The organism is Streptomyces sp. SDT5-1 (assembly GCF_052245995.1).
Lineage (GTDB): Bacteria > Actinomycetota > Actinomycetes > Streptomycetales > Streptomycetaceae > Streptomyces.
In genome coordinates this window covers 4,966,432-4,987,306 of record NZ_CM125963.1, presented here as the reverse complement: position 1 = coordinate 4,987,306, position 20,875 = coordinate 4,966,432, and the positions used below count along the sequence as shown (strand labels likewise).

16 protein-coding genes and 1 tRNA gene are annotated in these 20,875 nt (G+C 66.6%); 1 reads left to right on the top strand and 16 read right to left on the bottom strand.

What is annotated here, in order from left to right:
• Positions 1-98 precede the first annotated feature (98 nt).
• From tuf to ACTWJ8_RS22985, 16 genes are all read right to left on the bottom strand, one after another.
• Positions 99-1,292 carry an elongation factor Tu gene (gene tuf, locus ACTWJ8_RS23060; protein ID WP_356374915.1) on the bottom strand — a complete coding sequence of 398 codons (1,194 nt, stop codon included), beginning with the start codon at positions 1,290-1,292 and terminating at the stop codon, positions 99-101.
• Positions 1,293-1,444: 152 nt separating this feature from the next.
• Entirely contained in the window at positions 1,445-3,571 is a 2,127-nt protein-coding gene (fusA, locus tag ACTWJ8_RS23055; protein WP_443260161.1) for an elongation factor G, read from the bottom strand.
• Between the two features lie 39 nt (positions 3,572-3,610).
• Positions 3,611-4,081: a 30S ribosomal protein S7 gene (gene rpsG, locus ACTWJ8_RS23050; protein WP_111663838.1), complete on the bottom strand. Its 471-nt coding sequence runs from the start codon at positions 4,079-4,081 to the stop codon at positions 3,611-3,613.
• 2 nt (positions 4,082-4,083) lie between these two features.
• Complete coding sequence (gene rpsL / locus ACTWJ8_RS23045; protein WP_003948652.1) at positions 4,084-4,455, bottom strand: 30S ribosomal protein S12; 372 nt, start codon at positions 4,453-4,455, stop codon at positions 4,084-4,086.
• Positions 4,456-4,720: 265 nt separating this feature from the next.
• Positions 4,721-5,242, bottom strand: a complete 522-nt coding sequence (locus tag ACTWJ8_RS23040; protein WP_443260160.1) for a DUF1707 and DUF4190 domain-containing protein — start codon at positions 5,240-5,242, stop codon at positions 4,721-4,723.
• Between the two features lie 115 nt (positions 5,243-5,357).
• Positions 5,358-9,257, bottom strand: a complete 3,900-nt coding sequence (locus tag ACTWJ8_RS23035; RefSeq protein ID WP_356374924.1) for a DNA-directed RNA polymerase subunit beta' — start codon at positions 9,255-9,257, stop codon at positions 5,358-5,360.
• A gap of 109 nt (positions 9,258-9,366) precedes the next feature.
• The gene (gene rpoB / locus ACTWJ8_RS23030; protein ID WP_356374927.1) at positions 9,367-12,852 is read right to left on the bottom strand and encodes a DNA-directed RNA polymerase subunit beta; all 3,486 of its coding nucleotides are present in this window, start codon (positions 12,850-12,852) and stop codon (positions 9,367-9,369) included.
• A gap of 586 nt (positions 12,853-13,438) precedes the next feature.
• Positions 13,439-13,828, bottom strand: a complete 390-nt coding sequence (gene rplL, locus ACTWJ8_RS23025; protein WP_356374930.1) for a 50S ribosomal protein L7/L12 — start codon at positions 13,826-13,828, stop codon at positions 13,439-13,441.
• A gap of 120 nt (positions 13,829-13,948) precedes the next feature.
• Positions 13,949-14,479, bottom strand: a complete 531-nt coding sequence (gene rplJ / locus ACTWJ8_RS23020; RefSeq protein WP_356374933.1) for a 50S ribosomal protein L10 — start codon at positions 14,477-14,479, stop codon at positions 13,949-13,951.
• A 266-nt stretch (positions 14,480-14,745) separates the two neighbouring features.
• The gene (locus ACTWJ8_RS23015; protein WP_443260159.1) at positions 14,746-15,708 is read right to left on the bottom strand and encodes a hypothetical protein; all 963 of its coding nucleotides are present in this window, start codon (positions 15,706-15,708) and stop codon (positions 14,746-14,748) included.
• Positions 15,709-15,783: 75 nt separating this feature from the next.
• Entirely contained in the window at positions 15,784-16,473 is a 690-nt protein-coding gene (locus tag ACTWJ8_RS23010; RefSeq protein WP_443260158.1) for a hypothetical protein, read from the bottom strand.
• Between the two features lie 134 nt (positions 16,474-16,607).
• A complete protein-coding gene (gene rplA, locus ACTWJ8_RS23005) occupies positions 16,608-17,339 on the bottom strand; it encodes a 50S ribosomal protein L1 (RefSeq protein ID WP_356374942.1) in 732 nt (243 codons plus the stop codon).
• A gap of 76 nt (positions 17,340-17,415) precedes the next feature.
• The gene (gene rplK, locus ACTWJ8_RS23000; protein WP_040252631.1) at positions 17,416-17,850 is read right to left on the bottom strand and encodes a 50S ribosomal protein L11; all 435 of its coding nucleotides are present in this window, start codon (positions 17,848-17,850) and stop codon (positions 17,416-17,418) included.
• A gap of 167 nt (positions 17,851-18,017) precedes the next feature.
• Positions 18,018-18,875: a transcription termination/antitermination protein NusG gene (gene nusG / locus ACTWJ8_RS22995; protein ID WP_443260157.1), complete on the bottom strand. Its 858-nt coding sequence runs from the start codon at positions 18,873-18,875 to the stop codon at positions 18,018-18,020.
• Positions 18,876-18,952: 77 nt separating this feature from the next.
• Positions 18,953-19,240 (bottom strand): preprotein translocase subunit SecE, encoded by a 288-nt coding sequence (gene secE, locus ACTWJ8_RS22990; protein ID WP_356374948.1) that lies wholly within the window; start codon positions 19,238-19,240, stop codon positions 18,953-18,955.
• A gap of 107 nt (positions 19,241-19,347) precedes the next feature.
• Positions 19,348-19,420: transfer RNA gene (locus ACTWJ8_RS22985), tRNA-Trp, on the bottom strand.
• Positions 19,421-19,621: 201 nt separating this feature from the next.
• Here ACTWJ8_RS22985 and ACTWJ8_RS22980 point away from each other — a divergent pair.
• The gene (locus ACTWJ8_RS22980; RefSeq protein WP_356374951.1) at positions 19,622-20,869 is read left to right on the top strand and encodes a pyridoxal phosphate-dependent aminotransferase; all 1,248 of its coding nucleotides are present in this window, start codon (positions 19,622-19,624) and stop codon (positions 20,867-20,869) included.
• Positions 20,870-20,875: the final 6 nt, after the last annotated feature.

Below are 20,875 nucleotides of genomic sequence, written 5' to 3'. Positions count from 1 at the left end.
TCCGGACAGCAGAAAGGGCCCGTACGACCGAAGTCGTACGGGCCCTCTCAGGTGCTCTAGGAGCTACCAGGCATCAAAGCCCAACAGGTAAGCGAGACTTACTTGTTGATCTTGGTGACCTGGCCGGCGCCCACGGTCCGGCCACCCTCACGGATGGCGAACTTCAGGCCCTCTTCCATGGCGACCGGCTGGATGAGCTGGACGGACATCTCGGTGTTGTCGCCCGGCATGACCATCTCGGTGCCCTCGGGGAGGGTCACAACGCCCGTCACGTCCGTCGTACGGAAGTAGAACTGCGGACGGTAGTTGTTGAAGAACGGCGTGTGGCGGCCACCCTCGTCCTTGGAGAGGATGTAGGCCTGGGCCTCGAACTCGGTGTGCGGCGTGACCGAACCGGGCTTGATGATGACCTGGCCGCGCTCGACGTCCTCGCGCTTGATGCCACGGAGCAGCAGACCGACGTTCTCACCGGCCTGGCCCTCGTCGAGCAGCTTGCGGAACATCTCGATGCCGGTAACCGTGGTGGAGGTCTTCTCCTCCTTGATACCGATGATGTCGACGTTCTCGTTGACCTTGAGAACACCGCGCTCGATACGACCGGTGACGACGGTGCCACGACCGGTGATCGTGAAGACGTCCTCGATCGGCATCAGGAACGGCTTGTCGACGTCGCGCTCCGGGGCCGGGATGGCCTCGTCGACGGCGTGCATGAGCTTGAGGACGGACTCGCCCCACTCCTTGTCGCCCTCGAGCGCCTTGAGCGCCGAGACCTTGACGACCGGAACGTCGTCGCCCGGGAACTCGTACTCGGAGAGCAGCTCACGGACCTCGAGCTCGACGAGCTCCAGGATCTCCTCGTCGTCCACCATGTCGGCCTTGTTCAGGGCGACGACGATGTACGGAACGCCGACCTGGCGGGCCAGGAGCACGTGCTCCTTGGTCTGCGGCATCGGGCCGTCGGTGGCGGCGACCACGAGGATGGCGCCGTCCATCTGGGCGGCACCCGTGATCATGTTCTTGATGTAGTCGGCGTGACCGGGGCAGTCGACGTGGGCGTAGTGACGCGCCTCGGTCTGGTACTCGACGTGCGCGATGGAGATCGTGATACCGCGCTGGCGCTCCTCAGGAGCCTTGTCGATCTGGTCGAAGGCCGAGGCCTCGTTCAGGTCGGGGTACGCGTCGTGCAGCACCTTGGTAATGGCGGCCGTGAGGGTCGTCTTACCGTGGTCAATGTGACCGATGGTGCCGATGTTGACGTGCGGCTTAGTCCGCTCGAACTTCGCCTTCGCCACTGGGGTCCTCCTGTGGAGTGGTTCTGTACGCCTTACTTCATCGGCGCCAGGTGATCTTTGCTGGAAAGCCGGGTCCCGGGGCATTTCACGGAGGTTGCCGTGAAATGCCCCAAGAACTCCGGAGTCAAGCCTAAAGCGTGAACTCGGGTGAGTTACTCGCCCTTGGCCTTCGCGATGATCTCCTCGGCGACGTTCCGCGGAACCTCGGCGTAGGAGTCGAACTGCATCGAGTAGCTCGCGCGACCCGACGTCTTGCTGCGGAGGTCTCCGACATAGCCGAACATCTCCGAGAGCGGGACCAGGCCCTTGACGAGGCGGGCGCCCATCCGCTCCTCCATGGCCTGAACCTGGCCACGACGGGAGTTGATGTCACCGATGACCTCGCCCATGTAGTCCTCGGGCGTGGTGACCTCGACGGCCATCATCGGCTCGAGGAGCACGGGGCCGGCCTTGCGAGCGGCCTCCTTGAACGCCTGCGAACCGGCGATCTTGAAGGCGAGCTCGGAGGAGTCGACCTCGTGGAAGGCACCGTCGAGCAGCGTCACGCGAACACCGGTCATCTCGTAACCGGCGAGGATGCCGAACTGCATGGCCTCCTGGCAGCCGGCGTCGACCGAAGGGATGTACTCCTTCGGGATACGACCACCGGTGACCTTGTTCACGAACTCGTAGCTCGCGTCGCCACCCTCGATCGGCTCGATCGAGATCTGCACCTTGGCGAACTGGCCGGTACCACCAGTCTGCTTCTTGTGCGTGAAGTCGACCTTCTCGACCGTCTTGCGGATGGTCTCGCGGTACGCGACCTGCGGCTTGCCGACGTTGGCCTCGACCTTGAACTCGCGCTTCATGCGGTCGACAAGGACGTCGAGGTGGAGCTCGCCCATACCACCGATGATGGTCTGGCCGGTCTCCTCGTCCGAGTGCACCTGGAAGGAGGGGTCCTCCTCCGCGAGACGCTGGATGGCGACACCCAGCTTCTCCTGGTCACCCTTGGACTTGGGCTCGATGGCGACCTGAATGACCGGCGCCGGGAAGTCCATGGACTCCAGGATGACCGGGTTCTTGTCGTCGGACAGCGTCTCACCGGTGGTGGTCTGCTTCAGGCCCATGACGGCGACGATGTCACCGGCGCCCACCGACTCGATCTCCTCACGCTTGTTGGCGTGCATGCGGTAGATCTTGCCGATGCGCTCCTTCTTGCCCTTCACGCTGTTCAGCACCGCGGTGCCGGCGTTCAGGCGACCCGAGTAGACCCGGATGAAGGTGAGCTTGCCCAGGTGCGGGTCGCTCGCGATCTTGAACGCGAGGGCCGCGAGGGGCTCGTCCTCGGAGGGCTTGCGCGCGACGACCTTCTCCGGGTCCTTCACGTCGTGACCCTCGATGGAGTCCACGTCGAGCGGGGTCGGGAGGTAACGCACGACCGCGTCGAGCAGGGGCTGGACGCCCTTGTTCTTGAACGCGGTGCCGCAGAACACCGGGGTGACCGTGGTGTCCGAGGACTTGCCGGAGGCGATGGTGATACGACGGATCGCGGCGTACAGCTGCTCCTCGGACGGCTCCTGGCCCTCCAGGTACAGCTCCATGATCTCTTCGTCGTTCTCCGCGACGGCCTCGAGGAGCTTGCCGCGGTACTCGTCCGCGGCCTCCTTGTGGGTGTCGGGGATCTCGATCGTGTCGTAGGCCTCGCCCTTGGCGGCCTCGGCCGACCAGACGAGCGCCTTCATCTTGACGAGGTCGACGACGCCCTGGAAGTCGGCCTCGGCACCGATCGGGAGCTGCATGACGAGCGGCTGGGCGCCCAGGCGGTCCGAGATCATGTCCACGCAGCGGTGGAACTCGGCGCCGGTGCGGTCCAGCTTGTTCACGAAGCAGATGCGCGGCACGCCGTAACGGTCGGCCTGACGCCACACCGTCTCGGACTGCGGCTCGACACCGGCGACACCGTCGAACACCGTCACGGCACCATCGAGCACACGCAGGGAGCGCTCCACCTCAACGGTGAAGTCGACGTGCCCCGGGGTGTCGATGATGTTGATCGTGTAGTCGTTGTCCTCGAGCGGCCAGTGGCAGGTCGTCGCAGCAGACGTGATCGTGATGCCACGCTCCTGCTCCTGCTCCATCCAGTCCATCGTGGCGGCGCCGTCGTGGACCTCACCGATCTTGTACGAAACGCCGGTGTAGAACAGGATCCGCTCGGTGGTGGTCGTCTTGCCCGCGTCGATGTGGGCCATGATGCCGATGTTGCGCACCTTGGCCAGGTCAAGCGAAGTGGTAGCCATAAGGCTTCAGTCTTCTCTCGGTCTCGATGTGGGTTGCGACTACCAGCGGTAGTGCGCGAAGGCCTTGTTGGACTCGGCCATCTTGTGCGTGTCCTCGCGCTTCTTCACGGCAGCACCGAGGCCGTTGGAGGCGTCGAGCAGCTCGTTCATCAGACGCTCGGTCATCGTCTTCTCGCGGCGAGCGCGCGAGTAGCCGACGAGCCAGCGGAGCGCGAGGGTGTTGGCGCGGCCGGGCTTGACCTCAACCGGAACCTGGTAGGTCGCGCCACCGACACGGCGGGACTTGACCTCGAGGGTCGGCTTGATGTTCTCGAGCGCGCGCTTGAGCGTGATGACCGGGTCGTTGCCCGACTTCTCACGCAGACCCTCCATGGCGCCGTACACGATGCGCTCGGCGGTGGAGCGCTTGCCGTTCAGCAGCACCTTGTTGATGAGGGAGGTCACCAGAGGAGAACCGTAGACCGGGTCGATGATGACCGGGCGCTTCGGGGCGGGGCCCTTACGAGGCATTCTTACTTCTCCTTCTTGGCGCCGTAGCGGCTGCGGGCCTGCTTGCGGTTCTTGACACCCTGGGTGTCGAGCGAACCGCGGATGATCTTGTAACGAACACCGGGCAGGTCCTTCACACGGCCACCGCGCACGAGCACGATGGAGTGCTCCTGCAGGTTGTGTCCCTCACCCGGAATGTAGGCCGTGACCTCGATCCCGGAGGTCAGACGCACACGCGCGACCTTCCGCAGGGCCGAGTTCGGCTTCTTCGGGGTGGTCGTGAACACACGCGTGCAGACGCCACGGCGCTGGGGCGAACCCTCGAGTGCGGGCGTCTTGTTCTTCTCGACCTTGTCCTGCCGGCCCTTCCGGACCAGCTGCTGGATCGTAGGCACTACTTCTCCGGTTTCTGTGTGCCGAGTAGTAAAGCTAACCTGGAACTTTCCCGACCCACGCGGTCGGGTGTGTCGAATACTGCAGACCCCCACCGAAGGGCGGGAAGGCGGCAGATTGCGGTGGCCGTGATCGGACTCGCCGTGCGGCAGATGACACGCACACGAGCCCAGGCACACCCCAGGCACAAGGTCTGAGCGTACCTATCTCATACGCTGTGGTCAAAACAAATACCCCGGAGCCAGGACACGCCGGGCGCGACGACTCCTAGCGACCGACCGACGACACCACGGCCAGCACGATGATCAGGCTCCAGAAGGCCACCGCCAGCCATCCGAGCACGAGACCGGCGACCGCCATGCCGTCCCCGCCCTCGCCCCGCTCACGGATCTCCTTGCGCGCCATGTGGCCCAGAATCACCGCGGGGATAGCGGAGGCCCCGCCGCTGAAAACCGTGCCCACACCGCACACCAGGGCCCCGATCGCCTTCCCGTTGGTGGCCGGCGCGGGCGGCGGCAGAAACGTCCGCGGCACGCCCGCCATCATCTGCTGCTGCGGCATCGGCCCCTGCGGCAGGTCCGCGACGAGCATGCTCAGCTCGCCCACGGTGCGCGCCTGGTACGCCCGCTCGATCCGCCGCTCGTACTCCCCCTGCGGCAGCCGCCCCTCGGCGAACCCCGCCCGCAGCACGTCCACGGCCCGCTCCCGGTCGGCGTGCGCGGCCAGCATCGAAGGCTGCTGCCCCGGCTGCCCCTGCCACGGGACCGGCTGCCACGAAGAATTCGACACGAGACCACTCCCCCGGACCCGACATGTTGTGGCGTCCATCATGCGCCAATACGCCGCAGGGCGGCCACTCCGGTTACCCGGAGTGGCCGCCCTGCGGTTTCAAGCGGCTTCTCGCCTACTGGTTGTACGGACCGTAGTCGTAGTCCTCCAGCGGGACGGCCTGGCCGGAGCCGGTGCCGAAGGGCGAGTAGTCGATGTCGTCGTAGCCGACGGCCGAGTACATCGCGGCCTTGGCCTCCTCGGTGGGCTCCACCCGGATGTTGCGGTAGCGGGACAGACCCGTACCGGCCGGGATGAGCTTACCGATGATGACGTTCTCCTTGAGGCCGATGAGGCTGTCGGACTTGGCGTTGATCGCCGCGTCCGTCAGGACTCGGGTCGTCTCCTGGAAGGAGGCGGCCGACAGCCAGGACTCCGTCGCCAGCGAGGCCTTGGTGATACCCATCAGCTGCGGACGGCCGGAGGCGGGGTGACCGCCCTCGGTGACCACACGACGGTTCTCGCCCTCGAACTTCGCACGCTCGACCAGCTCGCCGGGCAGCAGCTCGGCGTCGCCGGACTCGATGATCGTCACGCGGCGCAGCATCTGCCGGATGATGATCTCGATGTGCTTGTCGTGGATCGACACACCCTGCGAGTTGTAGACCTTCTGGACCTCGCCGACCAGGTGCACCTGCACCGCGCGCTGGCCGAGAATGCGCAGCACGTCGTGCGGGTTGGTGGCACCGACGGTCAGCTTCTGGCCGACCTCGACGTGGTCGCCCTCGCCCACGAGCAGACGGGCACGCTTCGAGATCGGGTACGCCGTCTCGTCGCTGCCGTCGTCCGGGGTGACGACGATCTTCTTGGTCTTCTCGGTCTCCTCGATGCGGACACGGCCCGCGGCCTCGGAGATCGGGGCGACACCCTTCGGCGTACGAGCCTCGAAGAGCTCGACGACACGGGGCAGACCCTGGGTGATGTCGTCACCGGCCACACCACCGGTGTGGAAGGTACGCATCGTCAGCTGGGTACCGGGCTCACCGATGGACTGGGCGGCGATGATGCCGACCGCCTCACCGATGTCGACGAGCTTGCCGGTGGCCAGCGAGCGGCCGTAGCAGAAGGCACAGGTGCCGACGGCCGACTCACAGGTCAGCACGGAGCGGGTCTTGACAACCTCGATGCCGTGCGCGACCAGCTGGTCGATGAGCACGTCGCCCAGGTCCACGTTGGCCGGCGCGATGACCTTGCCGTCGACGACGACGTCCTCGGCCAGCATGCGGGCGTAGACGCTGGTCTCGACGTCCTCGGTCTTGCGCAGCACACCGTCGGCGCCGCGCTCCGCGATCTGGAGCTTGAGGCCGCGGTCGGTGCCGCAGTCCTCCTCGCGAATGATGACGTCCTGCGAGACGTCGACCAGACGACGGGTGAGGTAACCCGAGTCGGCGGTACGGAGGGCGGTGTCCGCCAGACCCTTACGAGCACCGTGAGTCGAGATGAAGTACTCCAGCACCGACAGGCCCTCACGGAAGGAGGCCTTAATCGGACGCGGGATCGTCTCGTTCTTGGCGTTCGACACCAGACCACGCATACCGGCGATCTGACGCATCTGCATCATGTTTCCTCGGGCACCCGAGTCAACCATCATGAAGATGGGGTTCGTCTTCGGGAAGTTCGCGTTCATCGCCTCGGCAACCTCGTTGGTCGCCTTGGTCCAGATCGCGATGAGCTCCTGAGTGCGCTCTTCCTTCGTGATGAGACCGCGCTCGTACTGCTTCTGGACCTTCTCGTCCTGCGCCTCGTAGCCCGCGACGATCTCCTTCTTCGCCTCGGGAACGACGACGTCGGAGATGGCCACGGTGACACCGGAACGGGTCGCCCAGAAGAAGCCGGCCGCCTTCAGGTTGTCGAGCGTCGCCGCCACGATGACCTTGGGGTAGCGCTCGGCCAGGTCGTTGACGATCTCGGAGAGCTGCTTCTTGCCCACCGAGTAGTCGACGAACGGGTAGTCCTCGGGCAGCAGCTCGTTGAAGAGCGCGCGGCCCAGCGTGGTCTGCAGACGGAAGCTGTCGCCGGGCTGGTACTCCGGCTCGCCCTCCTCCGCGGCCGGCGGGGTCCAGCCGCGCGGCGGCATGGTGCCCACCGGGAAGCGGATGTCCACGCGCGACTGCAGCGCCAGCTCGCCGGCGTCGAACGCCATGATCGCCTCGGCGACGGAACCGAACGCGCGGCCCTCGCCCTTGGTGTCACGGAGGTCGCCGTCGGTGGTGAGGAAGAACAGACCCAGGACCATGTCCTGCGTCGGCATCGTCACCGGGCGGCCGTCGGCCGGCTTGAGGATGTTGTTCGAGGACAGCATCAGGATGCGGGCCTCGGCCTGGGCCTCCGCGGACAGCGGCAGGTGCACGGCCATCTGGTCACCGTCGAAGTCCGCGTTGAACGCGGTGCAGACGAGCGGGTGGATCTGAATGGCCTTGCCCTCGACCAGCTGCGGCTCGAAGGCCTGGATGCCGAGGCGGTGCAGGGTGGGAGCACGGTTCAGCAGAACCGGGTGCTCGGCGATGACCTCTTCGAGGACGTCGTACACGACCGTGCGGCCGCGCTCCACCATGCGCTTGGCGCTCTTGATGTTCTGCGCGTGGTTCAGGTCGACCAGGCGCTTCATCACGAACGGCTTGAAGAGCTCAAGCGCCATGGCCTTCGGCAGACCGCACTGGTGCAGCTTCAGCTGCGGGCCGACGACGATGACGGAACGCGCCGAGTAGTCGACTCGCTTACCGAGCAGGTTCTGACGGAAGCGACCCTGCTTGCCCTTGAGCATGTCGGACAGCGACTTCAGCGGACGGTTGCCGGGGCCCGTGACCGGGCGACCACGACGGCCGTTGTCGAAGAGCGCGTCGACGGCCTCCTGGAGCATGCGCTTCTCGTTGTTCACGATGATCTCGGGCGCACCGAGGTCGAGAAGGCGCTTCAGGCGGTTGTTGCGGTTGATGACGCGGCGGTACAGGTCGTTCAGGTCGGAGGTCGCGAAGCGGCCACCGTCCAGCTGCACCATCGGACGCAGGTCCGGCGGGATGACCGGGACGCAGTCCAGAACCATGCCCTTGGGGCTGTTGCTGGTCTGCAGGAACGCGGAGACGACCTTGAGGCGCTTGAGCGCACGGGTCTTCTTCTGGCCCTTGCCGGTACGGATGATCTCGCGGAGGCGCTCGGCCTCCTCGTCGAGGTCGAAGGTCTCCAGGCGCTTCTGCAGCGCCGCGGCACCCATCGAGCCGTCGAAGTACGTGCCGAAGCGGTCACGCAGCTCGCGGTAGAGCAGCTCGTCGCCCTCGAGGTCCTGGACCTTGAGGTTCTTGAAGCGCGACCACACCTCGTCGAGACGGTCGATCTCGCGCTGCGCACGGTCGCGCAGCTGCTTCATCTCACGCTCGGCCCCCTCGCGCACCTTGCGGCGCACGTCGGCCTTGGCGCCCTCGGCCTCGAGCTCGGCCAGGTCGGTCTCGAGCTTCTTGGCGCGGGCCTCCAGGTCGGAGTCGCGGCGGTTCTCGATCTGCTGACGCTCGACCTGGACGTGCGCCTCGAGGGAGGGCAGGTCGCGGGTGCGGCGCTCCTCGTCGACGTACGTGATCATGTACGCCGCGAAGTAGATGACCTTCTCGAGGTCCTTGGGGGCGAGGTCGAGCAGGTAGCCCAGACGCGACGGAACGCCCTTGAAGTACCAGATGTGCGTGACGGGGGCGGCCAGCTCGATGTGGCCCATCCGCTCACGACGCACCTTGGCGCGCGTGACCTCGACGCCACAGCGCTCGCAGATGATGCCCTTGAAGCGGACGCGCTTGTACTTGCCGCAGTAGCACTCCCAGTCCCGGGTCGGACCGAAGATCTTCTCGCAGAAGAGTCCGTCCTTCTCGGGCTTGAGGGTGCGGTAGTTGATGGTCTCGGGCTTCTTGACCTCGCCGTGGCTCCACTGACGGATGTCGTCAGCGGTGGCCAGGCCGATCCGGAGCTCGTCGAAGAAGTTGACGTCGAGCACTATGCGTCAATCCCTCTCAGGGTCGTAAGTCTGTGGTCTGAAACGGGGGTCGAGGGGTGCCGGCCGGGGGCCTCTCGGTGAGGAGAGGACCCCTGGCCGACGACTCCCGTCAGACCTCTTCGACGCTGCTCGGCTCGCGCCGGGACAGGTCGATGCCGAGCTCCTCCGCAGCGCGGAAGACGTCCTCGTCGGTGTCGCGCATCTCGATGGACATGCCGTCCGAGGACAGCACCTCCACGTTGAGGCACAGGGACTGCATTTCCTTGATGAGCACCTTGAAGGACTCGGGAATGCCGGGCTCGGGGATGTTCTCGCCCTTGACGATGGCCTCGTAGACCTTCACGCGGCCGGTGACGTCGTCGGACTTGATGGTCAGCAGCTCCTGGAGGGCGTACGCGGCGCCGTAAGCCTCCAGCGCCCACACCTCCATCTCACCGAAGCGCTGGCCACCGAACTGAGCCTTACCACCCAGCGGCTGCTGGGTGATCATCGAGTACGGACCGGTCGACCGGGCGTGCAGCTTGTCGTCGACCAGGTGGTGCAGCTTGAGGATGTACATGTACCCGACCGAGATCGGGTCCGGGAACGGCTCACCGGAGCGGCCGTCGAACAGCCGCGCCTTGCCGGACGGGAGGACCATGCGGTCGCCGTCGCGGTTCGGGGTGGTGTGCTCGAGCAGACCGGCGAGCTCGTCCTCGCGCGCACCGTCGAAGACCGGGGTCGCGACGTTGGTACGCGGCTCGACCTGGTCGGCGCCGATCGCCTGGAGGCGCTTGGCCCACTCGTCGCCGAGGCCGGAGACGTCCCAGCCCTGGCTGGCGAGCCAGCCGAGGTGGATCTCCAGGACCTGTCCCGGGTTCATTCGGGACGGCACACCCAGCGGGTTGAGGATGATGTCGACCGGCGTACCGTCCTCGAGGAACGGCATGTCCTCGATCGGGTTGATCTTCGAGATGACGCCCTTGTTGCCGTGACGGCCGGCGAGCTTGTCACCGTCGGTGATCTTGCGCTTCTGGGCCACGTAGACACGAACCAGCTGGTTCACGCCCGGAGGAAGCTCGTCGCCCTCCTCGCGGTCGAAGACGCGGACACCGATGACCTTGCCGGTCTCGCCGTGCGGCACCTTCAGGGAGGTGTCACGGACCTCGCGGGCCTTCTCACCGAAGATGGCGCGCAGCAGGCGCTCCTCCGGCGTCAGCTCGGTCTCACCCTTCGGGGTCACCTTGCCGACGAGGATGTCGCCGGCGATGACCTCGGCACCGATACGGATGATGCCGCGCTCGTCGAGGTCGGCGAGGACCTCCTCCGAGACGTTCGGGATGTCCCGGGTGATCTCCTCCGGGCCGAGCTTGGTGTCACGGGCGTCGACCTCGTGCTCCTCGATGTGGATCGAGGAGAGGACGTCGTCCTGCACGAGGCGCTGCGACAGGATGATCGCGTCCTCGTAGTTGTGACCCTCCCACGGCATGAACGCCACGAGCAGGTTCTTGCCGAGGGCCATCTCGCCCTCTTCGGTCGCGGGACCGTCGGCCAGCACCTGGCCGGTGACGATCCGCGCGCCCTCGTCCACGACGACCTTCTGGTTGACAGAGGTGCCCTGGTTGGAGCGGGAGAACTTCGACAGGCGGTACGTGGTGTACGTGCCGTCGTCGTTCGCGGTGGTGATGTAGTCCGCGGAGACCTCCTGGACCACACCGTCCTTGTCGGCCTTGAGCACGTCACCGGCGTCGGTGGCGCAGCGGTACTCCATGCCGGTGCCGACGAGCGGCGCCTCGGCCTTGATGAGCGGCACGGCCTGACGCATCATGTTCGCGCCCATGAGGGCACGGTTGGCGTCGTCGTGCTCGAGGAACGGGATCATCGCGGTCGCGACCGACACCATCTGGCGCGGCGAGACGTCCATGTAGTCGACGTCGTCACCGGGGACGTAGTCGACCTCGCCGCCACGGCGGCGGACCAGGACGCGGGCCTCGGCGAAGTGGAGCTCGTCCGTCAGCGGCGCGTTGGCCTGCGCGATGACGAAGCGGTCCTCCTCGTCGGCCGTCAGGTAGTCGACGTCGTCGGTGACGACACCCTCGACGACCTTGCGGTACGGCGTCTCGATGAAACCGAACGGGTTGATGCGGCCGTACGAGGCGAGCGAGCCGATCAGACCGATGTTCGGGCCTTCGGGGGTCTCGATCGGGCACATGCGGCCGTAGTGCGACGGGTGCACGTCTCGGACCTCGAAGCCCGCCCGCTCACGGGACAGACCACCCGGGCCGAGGGCGTTCAGACGACGCTTGTGCGTCAGCCCCGACAGCGGGTTGTTCTGGTCCATGAACTGGGACAGCTGCGACGTTCCGAAGAACTCCTTGATCGACGCCACCACGGGGCGGATGTTGATCAGGGTCTGCGGCGTGATCGCCTCGACGTCCTGGGTCGTCATGCGCTCGCGCACGACGCGCTCCATACGGGCGAGACCCGTACGGACCTGGTTCTGGATGAGCTCGCCGACGTTACGGATACGACGGTTGCCGAAGTGGTCGATGTCGTCGGTCTCGACGACGATCTCGCGGCCCGACTCGCCGACCGTCTCGGTCTCGCCCGCGTGCAGCTTCACGAGGTACTTGATCGAGGCGATGATGTCGTCGGTCGTGAGCACGCCGGCGTCCAGCGGCTCGTCGGCACCGAGCTTCTTGTTCACCTTGTAGCGGCCGACCTTCGCGAGGTCGTAGCGCTTCGGGTTGAAGTAGAGGTTCTCGAGCAGCGTCTGCGCGGCCTCGCGCGTGGGCGGCTCGCCCGGACGCAGCTTGCGGTAGATGTCGAGCAGCGCGTCGTCCTGGCCCTGGGTGTGGTCCTTCTCCAGGGTGGCGCGCATGGACTCGTACTCGCCGAACTCCTCGAGGATCTGCTCGGTCGTCCAACCGAGAGCCTTCAGGAGAACGGTGACGGACTGCTTGCGCTTGCGGTCGATGCGGACACCGACCATGTCGCGCTTGTCGATCTCCATCTCCAGCCAGGCACCCCGGGACGGGATGATCTTGGCGGAGAAGATGTCCTTGTCGGACGTCTTGTCGATGGAGGAGTCGAAGTAGACACCGGGCGAACGGACGAGCTGCGACACGACGACACGCTCGGTGCCGTTGATGACGAAGGTGCCCTTGTTCGTCATGAGCGGGAAGTCGCCCATGAAGACCGTCTGGGACTTGATCTCGCCGGTCTCGTTGTTGGTGAACTCGGCGGTGACGAAGAGCGGGGCCGCGTACGTGAAGTCGCGCTCCTTGCACTCGTCGATCGAGTTCTTCGGGGGCTCGAAGCGGTGGTCGCGGAAGGTCAGGGACATCGACCCGGAGAAGTCCTCGATCGGGGAGATCTCCTCGAAGATCTCCTCCAGACCGGACTTCGTGGGGACGTCGTGACCCGACTCCAGAGCCTCCTCGACCCGACTCTGCCAAGCGGTGTTGCCGAGCAGCCAGTCAAAGCTCTCGGTCTGCAGCGCGAGCAGGTTCGGAACCTCGAGAGGCTCCTTGATCTTTGCAAAGGAGATGCGCAGCGGGGCGGTGCTGGCGCCGTTGTTCGTATTCGCGGTCGAGGCGTTGCGCGAGGCGGCCAAGAGGGGGTCCTTCCGAGGGCTCGGACTCACTACGCGCGTACCGGTCCCAAGCCATACACGGGACAGAGCCCCTGATCTGGCATATGGCCAGGTCAGAGCCGGTTCAATCCACAGTGCTGAGGCGAGGGCATGCCCCTGGTGACGGGCAGGGAGCAGCTAACAGGCAGCGCAAAGGGACAGTGTAGCCAGAAGGCCCACTGATGTCCAGTGCGGGTTTTTTGAGACCCTCGTTGTTCTCAACCGTTCACCGTCTGCGGCGTTCCCTGTGCGCTGAGCGCACATCCTTACTGCCCTCTTCGCCGTCGATCCATGCCTCGGATCCGGATCGTTGTGACGACGCGTCCTGAGAATTGCGCGCTGCGTGCTGTTCGTCAAGGCCCCCTCTTGGTCGAACAGGGGTGGCGCCAGGCACAACGAAGATCACCATACTCTGCGCGACCGACAGCGCAAGGCACCCTCGGCCCGCGATCCGGACAACGCCGAAGGGCGACCACCCAACTGGGTGATCGCCCTTCGGTACCTCGGCGTTACAGCTCCCGGGGGAGCAGTTTTCGCCGGAGAAGAGTCGGCAGACTCGACGAGGTGATTACTTGACCTCGACGGTGGCGCCGGCGCCCTCGAGCTGCTCCTTGGCCTTGTCGGCAGCGTCCTTGGCGACCTTCTCGAGGACCGGCTTCGGGGTGCCGTCGACCAGGTCCTTGGCCTCCTTGAGGCCCAGGGAGGTGAGCTCGCGCACGACCTTGATGACCTGGATCTTCTTGTCGCCGGCGCCGGTGAGGATGACGTCGAACTCGTCCTTCTCCTCGGCGGCCTCGGCGGCGGCGCCACCAGCGGCACCACCGGCGACGACGACCGGGGCGGCAGCCGCGGCCTCGACGTCGAACTTCTCCTCGAAGGCCTTCACGAACTCGGAGAGCTCGATGAGGGTCATCTCCTCGAACTGGGCAAGCAGCTCGTCCTGGGTGAGCTTCGCCATGATGGCGGTCCTTCCACTAAATCGGCAGGTGCCGGATGTTTGGGTGAGGCGGGCGTACTTTCGGGCCCGCTGCGATCCCTGCCGCCAGGTCAGGCGGCGAGGATCAGAAAGCGAGCCGAATTACTCGGCACCGCCCTGCTCGTCCTGCTTGGCGCGGAGCGCGTCCAGGGTGCGGACGAGCTTCGTCGGCAGCGCGTTGAAGGCGGAGGCAGCCTGAGACTGCTTGGCCTTGAAGGCACCGGCCAGCTTGGACAGCAGAACCTCGCGGGACTCGAGGTCCGCAAGCTTCTTGATCTCGTCGGCGGACAGCGCCTTGCCGTCAAGGACACCGCCCTTGATGACGAGATTCGGGTTCTCCTTGGCGAAGTCACGAAGACCCTTGGCCGACTCCACCGGGTCACCGGTGACGAAGGCAACCGCCGTCGGACCGTTGAACAGGTCGTCCAGCGTGTTGATCCCGGCCTCGTGGGCCGCGATCTTGGTCAGCGTGTTCTTCACCACGGCGTACTCGGAGTTCTCACCGAGCGAACGGCGCAGCTGCTTGAGCTGGGCCACGGTGAGACCCCGGTACTCGGTCAGCACGGCGGCGCTCGAGCTGCGGAACTTGTCCGTGAGCTCGGCTACCGCGGCAGCCTTGTCGGGCGTCGGCATAGAGCGTCAGCCTCCTTCCGGGTGATGAGGACCGCTCGCAAGGAGGCTGGGGAAAACGAAACGCCCCGGCGCAGGCGCACGGGGCGTGAGCTCGACCTCCACGGACGGATCCGCGAGGGAGCACTTCCACAGTCACCTGCGCGGGTCGTCCGCAGTTTCAGCGGATCCTTCGGCCACCGAACTCTCTTGCGAGCGCACGGCAACGACCAGCGGTCTTTGGCTTCTGTGGAAGGTTACGTGAAGCAGGGCCCGTCGAGCAAATCCGCTCAGAGGCCGCTGTCAAGGCCCGACGCGGAGGAACCGGTGGCACCGCCGGCCCCGGACGCCCCGCCGAGCTCCTTGAGCATCTGCATCATGTCGAACGTCTCGCTCGCCGGCGGCACCGCGGCCTTCACCGGGGCGCCGTAGTCGGAGAACTTCTCGGAGATCTCGACCGGGCCCTGCTTGCTGTCCATCGTGACGTCGAGTCGGACGGGCAGGTCGTCCTTGTTGATCCACAGCTCGGTGTCGTAGGTCTTGATACCGGCCTTCTTGACGTTCTGGAGCAGCTGGTCGCGCTCGGACTTGCTGAGAACCTTCAGCGAGTCGTTCTTCTCGAGCATCTCGTCGACCGTCAGCTTGCCCTTGTAGTGCTCGGTCTCGGTGCCGTCCACCGTGGCCGAACCGAGGTGCTTCAGGTTCGGCGAGTCGAGCAGGACCGCGATCTGCTGGGCCGGGTCCTGGTTCATGCTGTCCAGGCTGCCGGTCATCTGGCGGGCCGTCTTCGCGTCGCCGGACTCCTTGGCGATGGCCGCGAAGTCCATCTTCATCCAGCGCTTGCCGTCCATGCCCTTGGCCGCGGCGGCGCCCATGTCCATGTACATCACGTTGTCCTGCATGACCATACGGATGTTCTTGGGGGCGTCCGGGCCGCCGGCGGAGAGCGCGGCGCCCGACATCGTCATGTCCATGACGGTCGGGTCCCAGCCCATCGTGCCGGACATCTTCATGTCCCCGCCGCCCTGCGCGGCCGCGGTCGGCATCTTCATGGTCATGTCGACCTTGGCGGACTTCGCCTCGGAGGTCTTCTTGAACGCGGCCGAGACGGCCTGCGCGACCGACTGCGAACCCGTGCCGCCCGAAGCCTTCTTCTCGCCCTTGTCGTCCCCTCCACCGCACGCGGCGACGGCCGAACACAGCAGCGCGGTCGCGGCGGCGGCGCCGACCACACGTCGTACGGAAACAGTCATGTCGAATCCCACCCCTTGGAGCGTCCTTGATCTGCCCGCACGATATCGGACGCCTCGGACAGCGGGCTCACAGCTTCAGCCGGCCCCGGCGACGTCCGCGAAGTCCACCGTGTCGCGCTCGGCCGGGCGTTCGACCTCCGCACGGGCGCCGTACTCCCGGTACACGACGGTCCCGGTGACATCACCCACGTGCTGGGTGCGCCGCACCAGAAGGTGCCGCGCGTCGAGCCATACGTCGATGTGCCGGCGTCCGACCGTCCCCCGGTAGCGGGTCGTCCCCGTGCCCCGCACGGTCTCCCGCCCCACCCGGTGGACGTCCGCGGCGCCGGCGAGGTCGCGGAGCGTGTCGGCGGGGGCCAGGTCGCTGCCGGTGTCGTACGGGCGCCGGATCCAGCGCCTGCCGCCCTGCAGATCGGCGAACCGCTCGCTCATCCGCGTGTAGTAGGCGTCCGGGAGGTACCGGGTCTGCGACGGATCGCCGCCCAACTCACGCGTGGAGGCGGCCAGTTCACCCCCGGTGACGCGAACGGTCAGGGTGCCCCTCACCCCGTCCGACCAGTCGAGCGCGCCCGTGCTGCGCGCGGTCAGCCGGGTGCCGGTGGCCATCGTCGCCTCGACGCGCGCCGAGCCCGCCGCGACGACCTTCTGCCGGGCCGTGCGCAGCGCCTCGCGCGCCTCCCGGGCGCCGTCCTCCGCCGGCCCGCCGCAGCCGGCCAGCAGGACGCCCAGGACGATCGGTGTCACCACGCGCGCGTACTGCCGCATCCGCTCCCCCGGTCGCTGCCTCGGTCACCGCGAAGCTAGCGCAGCCACCCCGCCGTGCGGGCCGGAAAAGAGGAACGGGCCCCGCACCTCGGAAGGTGCGGGGCCCGTCGCCAGCTTCAGCGAGCCTGTGGGGCTCAGACCGCGGCCGGGTCCTCCTCGACGAGGAGGTTGCGGGTGCGGTTCGGGTCGAGCTGGATGCCGGGGCCCATCGTGGTGGAGATGGCGGCCTTCTTGACGTAGCGACCCTTGGCGGCGGACGGCTTCAGGCGGAGGATCTCCTCCAGGGCCGCGCCGTAGTTCTCCACCAGCTTGGTGTCGTCGAAGGACACCTTGCCGATGATGAAGTGCAGGTTCGCGTGCTTGTCGACACGGAACTCGATCTTGCCGCCCTTGATCTCGTTCACGGCCTTGGCCACGTCCGGGGTCACGGTGCCGGTCTTCGGGTTCGGCATGAGGCCACGCGGACCGAGCACGCGGCCGAGGCGGCCGACCTTGCCCATGAGGTCCGGGGTGGCGACAACGGCGTCGAACTCGTTCAGGCGGTTGCCCTTCGAGATCTCGTCGATGAGCTCGTCGGAGCCGACGATGTCGGCGCCGGCGGCCTCCGCGGCCGCAGCACGGTCACCGGTCGCGAAGACCAGGACCCGGGCGGTCTTGCCGGTGCCGTGCGGGAGGTTCACGGTGCCACGGACCATCTGGTCGGCCTTGCGCGGGTCAACGCCCAGGCGGAAGGCGACCTCGACGGTGCCGTCGAACTTCGACGTGGAGGTCTCCTTGGCGAGACGGACGGCCTCGAGCGGGGCGTAGAGCTTGCCCCCGTCGACCTTGGCGTCCGCAGCGCGGAGAGACTTGCTGCGCTTGCTCACTTGCTTCTCCTGAGTTCTAGAGGAGTCGTGGTGCGGGCCGAGCAGGCCCTGCCACGGTGGATCTGCGAGGTGGAGGTCAGCCCTCGACCGTGACGCCCATGGAACGGGCGGTGCCGGCGATGATCTTGGACGCGGCGTCCAGGTCATTGGCGTTGAGGTCGGGCATCTTCGTGGTGGCGATCTCGCGGACCTGCGCCTCGGTGATCTTGGCGACCTTGGTCTTGTGCGGCTCGCCGGAGCCCTTCTCGACACCAGCGGCCTTGAGGATCATCTTCGCGGCCGGCGGGGTCTTGGTGATGAAGGTGAAGGAACGGTCCTCGTAGACCGTGATCTCCACCGGGATGACCCAACCGCGCTGCGACTCGGTCGCGGCGTTGTAGGCCTTGCAGAACTCCATGATGTTCACGCCGTGCTGACCCAGCGCGGGGCCGACGGGCGGGGCCGGGTTGGCGGCACCGGCCTGGATCTGGAGCTTGATCAGCCCCGTGACCTTCTTCTTCTTGGGAGGCATTGCTCTCCGGGTCCTTTCCTTCGGGTCCATGCCCACGAGCCGGGACCAACCGGTCGCAGGCATACCGCACAACGATAACGGGTATAGATGCGCGGCTGAAAACCGAGCAGGTCAGGAGGGCAGTAACAGCCCTCCTGACCTGCTCGGAAGCTTTTCCCGGAAGAAGCTCAGTTCTTCTGGATCTGGTCGAAGCTGAGCTCGACCGGGGTCTCGCGACCGAAGATCTCGACGAGGCCCTTGACCTTCTTCGAGTCGGCGTTGATCTCGTTGATCGTCGCCTGCAGCGTCGCGAACGGGCCGTCGGTGACGGTGACCGAGTCGCCCACCTCGAAGTCCAGGACCTGGACCTCGACCTTGCGCTGCGGCGCCGGCTTGCCCTCGGACTCGGCGGCCTCGCGGGCGGCCTTCTCCTCGGCCTCCGGGGCGAGCATCTTGACGATCTCGTCCAGGGTCAGCGGGTACGGGTCGTAGGCGTTGCCCACGAAGCCGGTGACGCCGGGCGTGTTGCGGACGACGCCCCAGGACTCGTTCGTCAGATCCATGCGGACGAGAACGTAACCGGGCAGCTTGTTCTGCCGGACGTTCTTGCGCTCGCCGTTCTTGATCTGGACGATCTCTTCCTCGGGCACCTCGGCCTGGTAGATGAACTCCTCGACGTTCAGCGAGACGGCGCGCTGCTCCAGGTTCGCCTTCACGCGCTTCTCGTAGCCCGCGTAGGTGTGGATCACGTACCAGTCGCCGGGCAGGAACCGCAGCTCCTCGCGGAGCGCGGCGATCGGGTCGACCGGCTCCTCCTCGACGGCCTCGGCGGCGTCCTGGGGCTCGACGTCGGTGGCTTCCTCGGCGGCCTCGGCGTCGGCGTCCGCCACGGTCTCGACCGCGGCCTCCTCGGCGGGCTCACCGGCGGCGATGTCGGCAGCCTCGGCCTGGTCCGGCTCCTCGGCGTCCGCCGCCTCGACGATGTCGAGCTCGTCCTCAGCGGACTCGACCGGCTCGATCGCCTCGTTCAGGTTCGGGTCAGACACTGTGGCTGCTTCTTCCTGGATACATAGGGGTGGAACATGCGAAAGGGGCGCCGGACACGGCGCCCTCCGCTTTCGGCTCAGCCGAAGACGTACTTGACAAGGTGGTTGAAGCCATAGTCAATCACGGTGACAAGACCGATCATGATGACGACGAACACAATCACCACGGTGGTGTACGTCGAGAGCTGACTGCGCGTCGGCCAGACGACCTTGCGGAGTTCCGCGATGATCTGGCGGTAGAAGAGCGCGAGGCGCCCGAAGGGGCCCTTCTTTCCGCGCTTGCCGCCCTTGCGGGCCTTCTTCTTGGACTCCGCCGCCTCGTCCTGGGCATCAGGCTTGTCGATGGAGCCCACGGCGTCCGTCACTCGTCCTCACCTGATTCCGGGTCGTGGCCGTGCCGCGCCCGGTTGAGCCGCACGGCGGTGCATTGCAGTACGTACATGCGCACACATCCTGGCGAAGGTGTGTGTAGCAGGGCCGGAGGGACTTGAACCCCCAACCGCTGGTTTTGGAGACCAGTGCTCTACCAATTGAGCTACGACCCTTTGTCTCCCCCAACGTACCGCATCCAACCGGACGCACGGGGTGCAGTCGGAAGGCGCGGCCGCTGAAGGCCAACGAGCAGTGAGTGTACGTGTTCCGGGGCCCCAGGTCGAACGAGCAACATCCGGATGTGGATCAACGGCGGTTTCTCGCTCTTCGAAACCCGTGTGCCGGGCGCCTTTCCGGTCTGGAACGATGGGGCCATGAGCGCTGCAACTCCTTCTCCGTCCGCAGGTTCCTCTCCCACCGAGCGCCGGGTGTCGGCCCGGGTCGGTTCGATCTCCGAGTCCGCGACCCTCGCCGTCGACGCCAAGGCCAAGGCCCTCAAGGCCGCCGGGCGCCCGGTGATCGGCTTCGGTGCCGGTGAGCCCGACTTCCCGACGCCGGACTACGTGGTCGAGGCGGCCGTCGAGGCCTGCAAGAACCCGAAGTTCCACCGCTACACGCCGGCCGGCGGCCTTCCCGAGCTGAAGACGGCGATCGCCGCGAAGACGCTCCGCGACTCCGGCTACGAGGTCGACGCCTCGCAGATCCTGGTGACGAACGGCGGCAAGCAGGCCATCTACGAGGCGTTCGCCGCGATCCTCGACCCGGGCGACGAGGTCATCGTCCCGGCCCCGTACTGGACCACCTACCCGGAGTCGATCCGCCTCGCGGGCGGCGTGCCGGTGGAGGTCGTGGCCGACGAGACGACCGGCTACCGCGTGTCCGTGGAGCAGCTGGAGGCCGCGCGCACCGAGCGCACGAAGGTCGTGTTGTTCGTGTCGCCCTCGAACCCGACGGGCGCCGTCTACAGCGAGGCCGACGCCGAGGCCATCGGCCGCTGGGCCGTGGAGCACGGCCTGTGGGTCATGACGGACGAGATCTACGAGCACCTCGTCTACGGCGACGCGAAGTTCACGTCGCTGCCCGCGCTCCTTCCTGAGCTGCGCGACAAGTGCATCGTCGTCAACGGCGTGGCGAAGACGTACGCGATGACCGGCTGGCGCGTCGGGTGGATCATCGGCCCGAAGGACGTCGTGAAGGCCGCGACGAACCTCCAGTCGCACGCGACGTCGAACGTCTCCAACGTGGCGCAGGCGGCCGCGCTCGCCGCCGTGTCCGGGGACCTGACGGCCGTGGAGAAGATGCGCGAGGCCTTCGACCGGCGCCGCAAGACGATCGTGCGGATGCTCAACGAGATCGACGGCGTCGTCTGCCCCGAGCCCGAGGGCGCGTTCTACGCGTACCCGTCGGTGAAGGGTCTGCTCGGCAAGGAGATCCGCGGCAAGCGCCCGGAGAACAGCGTCGACCTGGCCGCGCTCATCCTGGAGGAGGCCGAGGTCGCGGTGGTTCCTGGCGAGGCCTTCGGCACGCCGGGCTACCTGCGGCTGTCGTACGCGCTCGGTGACGAGGACCTCGTCGAGGGCGTCTCCCGCATCCAGAAGCTGCTCGCCGAGGCGCGCGACTGAGCTTCC

Excerpts from the sequence above, each read along its gene's own strand:
- fusA (WP_443260161.1), bottom strand. The coding sequence starts at position 3,571 with ATGGCTACCACTTCGCTTGACCTGGCCAAGGTGCGCAACATCGGCATC.
- rpsG (WP_111663838.1), bottom strand. The coding sequence starts at position 4,081 with ATGCCTCGTAAGGGCCCCGCCCCGAAGCGCCCGGTCATCATCGACCCG.
- rplL (WP_356374930.1), bottom strand. The coding sequence starts at position 13,828 with ATGGCGAAGCTCACCCAGGACGAGCTGCTTGCCCAGTTCGAGGAGATG.
- rplJ (WP_356374933.1), bottom strand. The coding sequence starts at position 14,479 with ATGCCGACGCCCGACAAGGCTGCCGCGGTAGCCGAGCTCACGGACAAG.
- ACTWJ8_RS23015 (WP_443260159.1), bottom strand. The coding sequence starts at position 15,708 with ATGACTGTTTCCGTACGACGTGTGGTCGGCGCCGCCGCCGCGACCGCG.
- ACTWJ8_RS23010 (WP_443260158.1), bottom strand. The coding sequence starts at position 16,473 with ATGCGGCAGTACGCGCGCGTGGTGACACCGATCGTCCTGGGCGTCCTG.
- rplK (WP_040252631.1), bottom strand. The coding sequence starts at position 17,850 with ATGCCTCCCAAGAAGAAGAAGGTCACGGGGCTGATCAAGCTCCAGATC.
- ACTWJ8_RS22980 (WP_356374951.1), top strand. The coding sequence starts at position 19,622 with ATGAGCGCTGCAACTCCTTCTCCGTCCGCAGGTTCCTCTCCCACCGAG.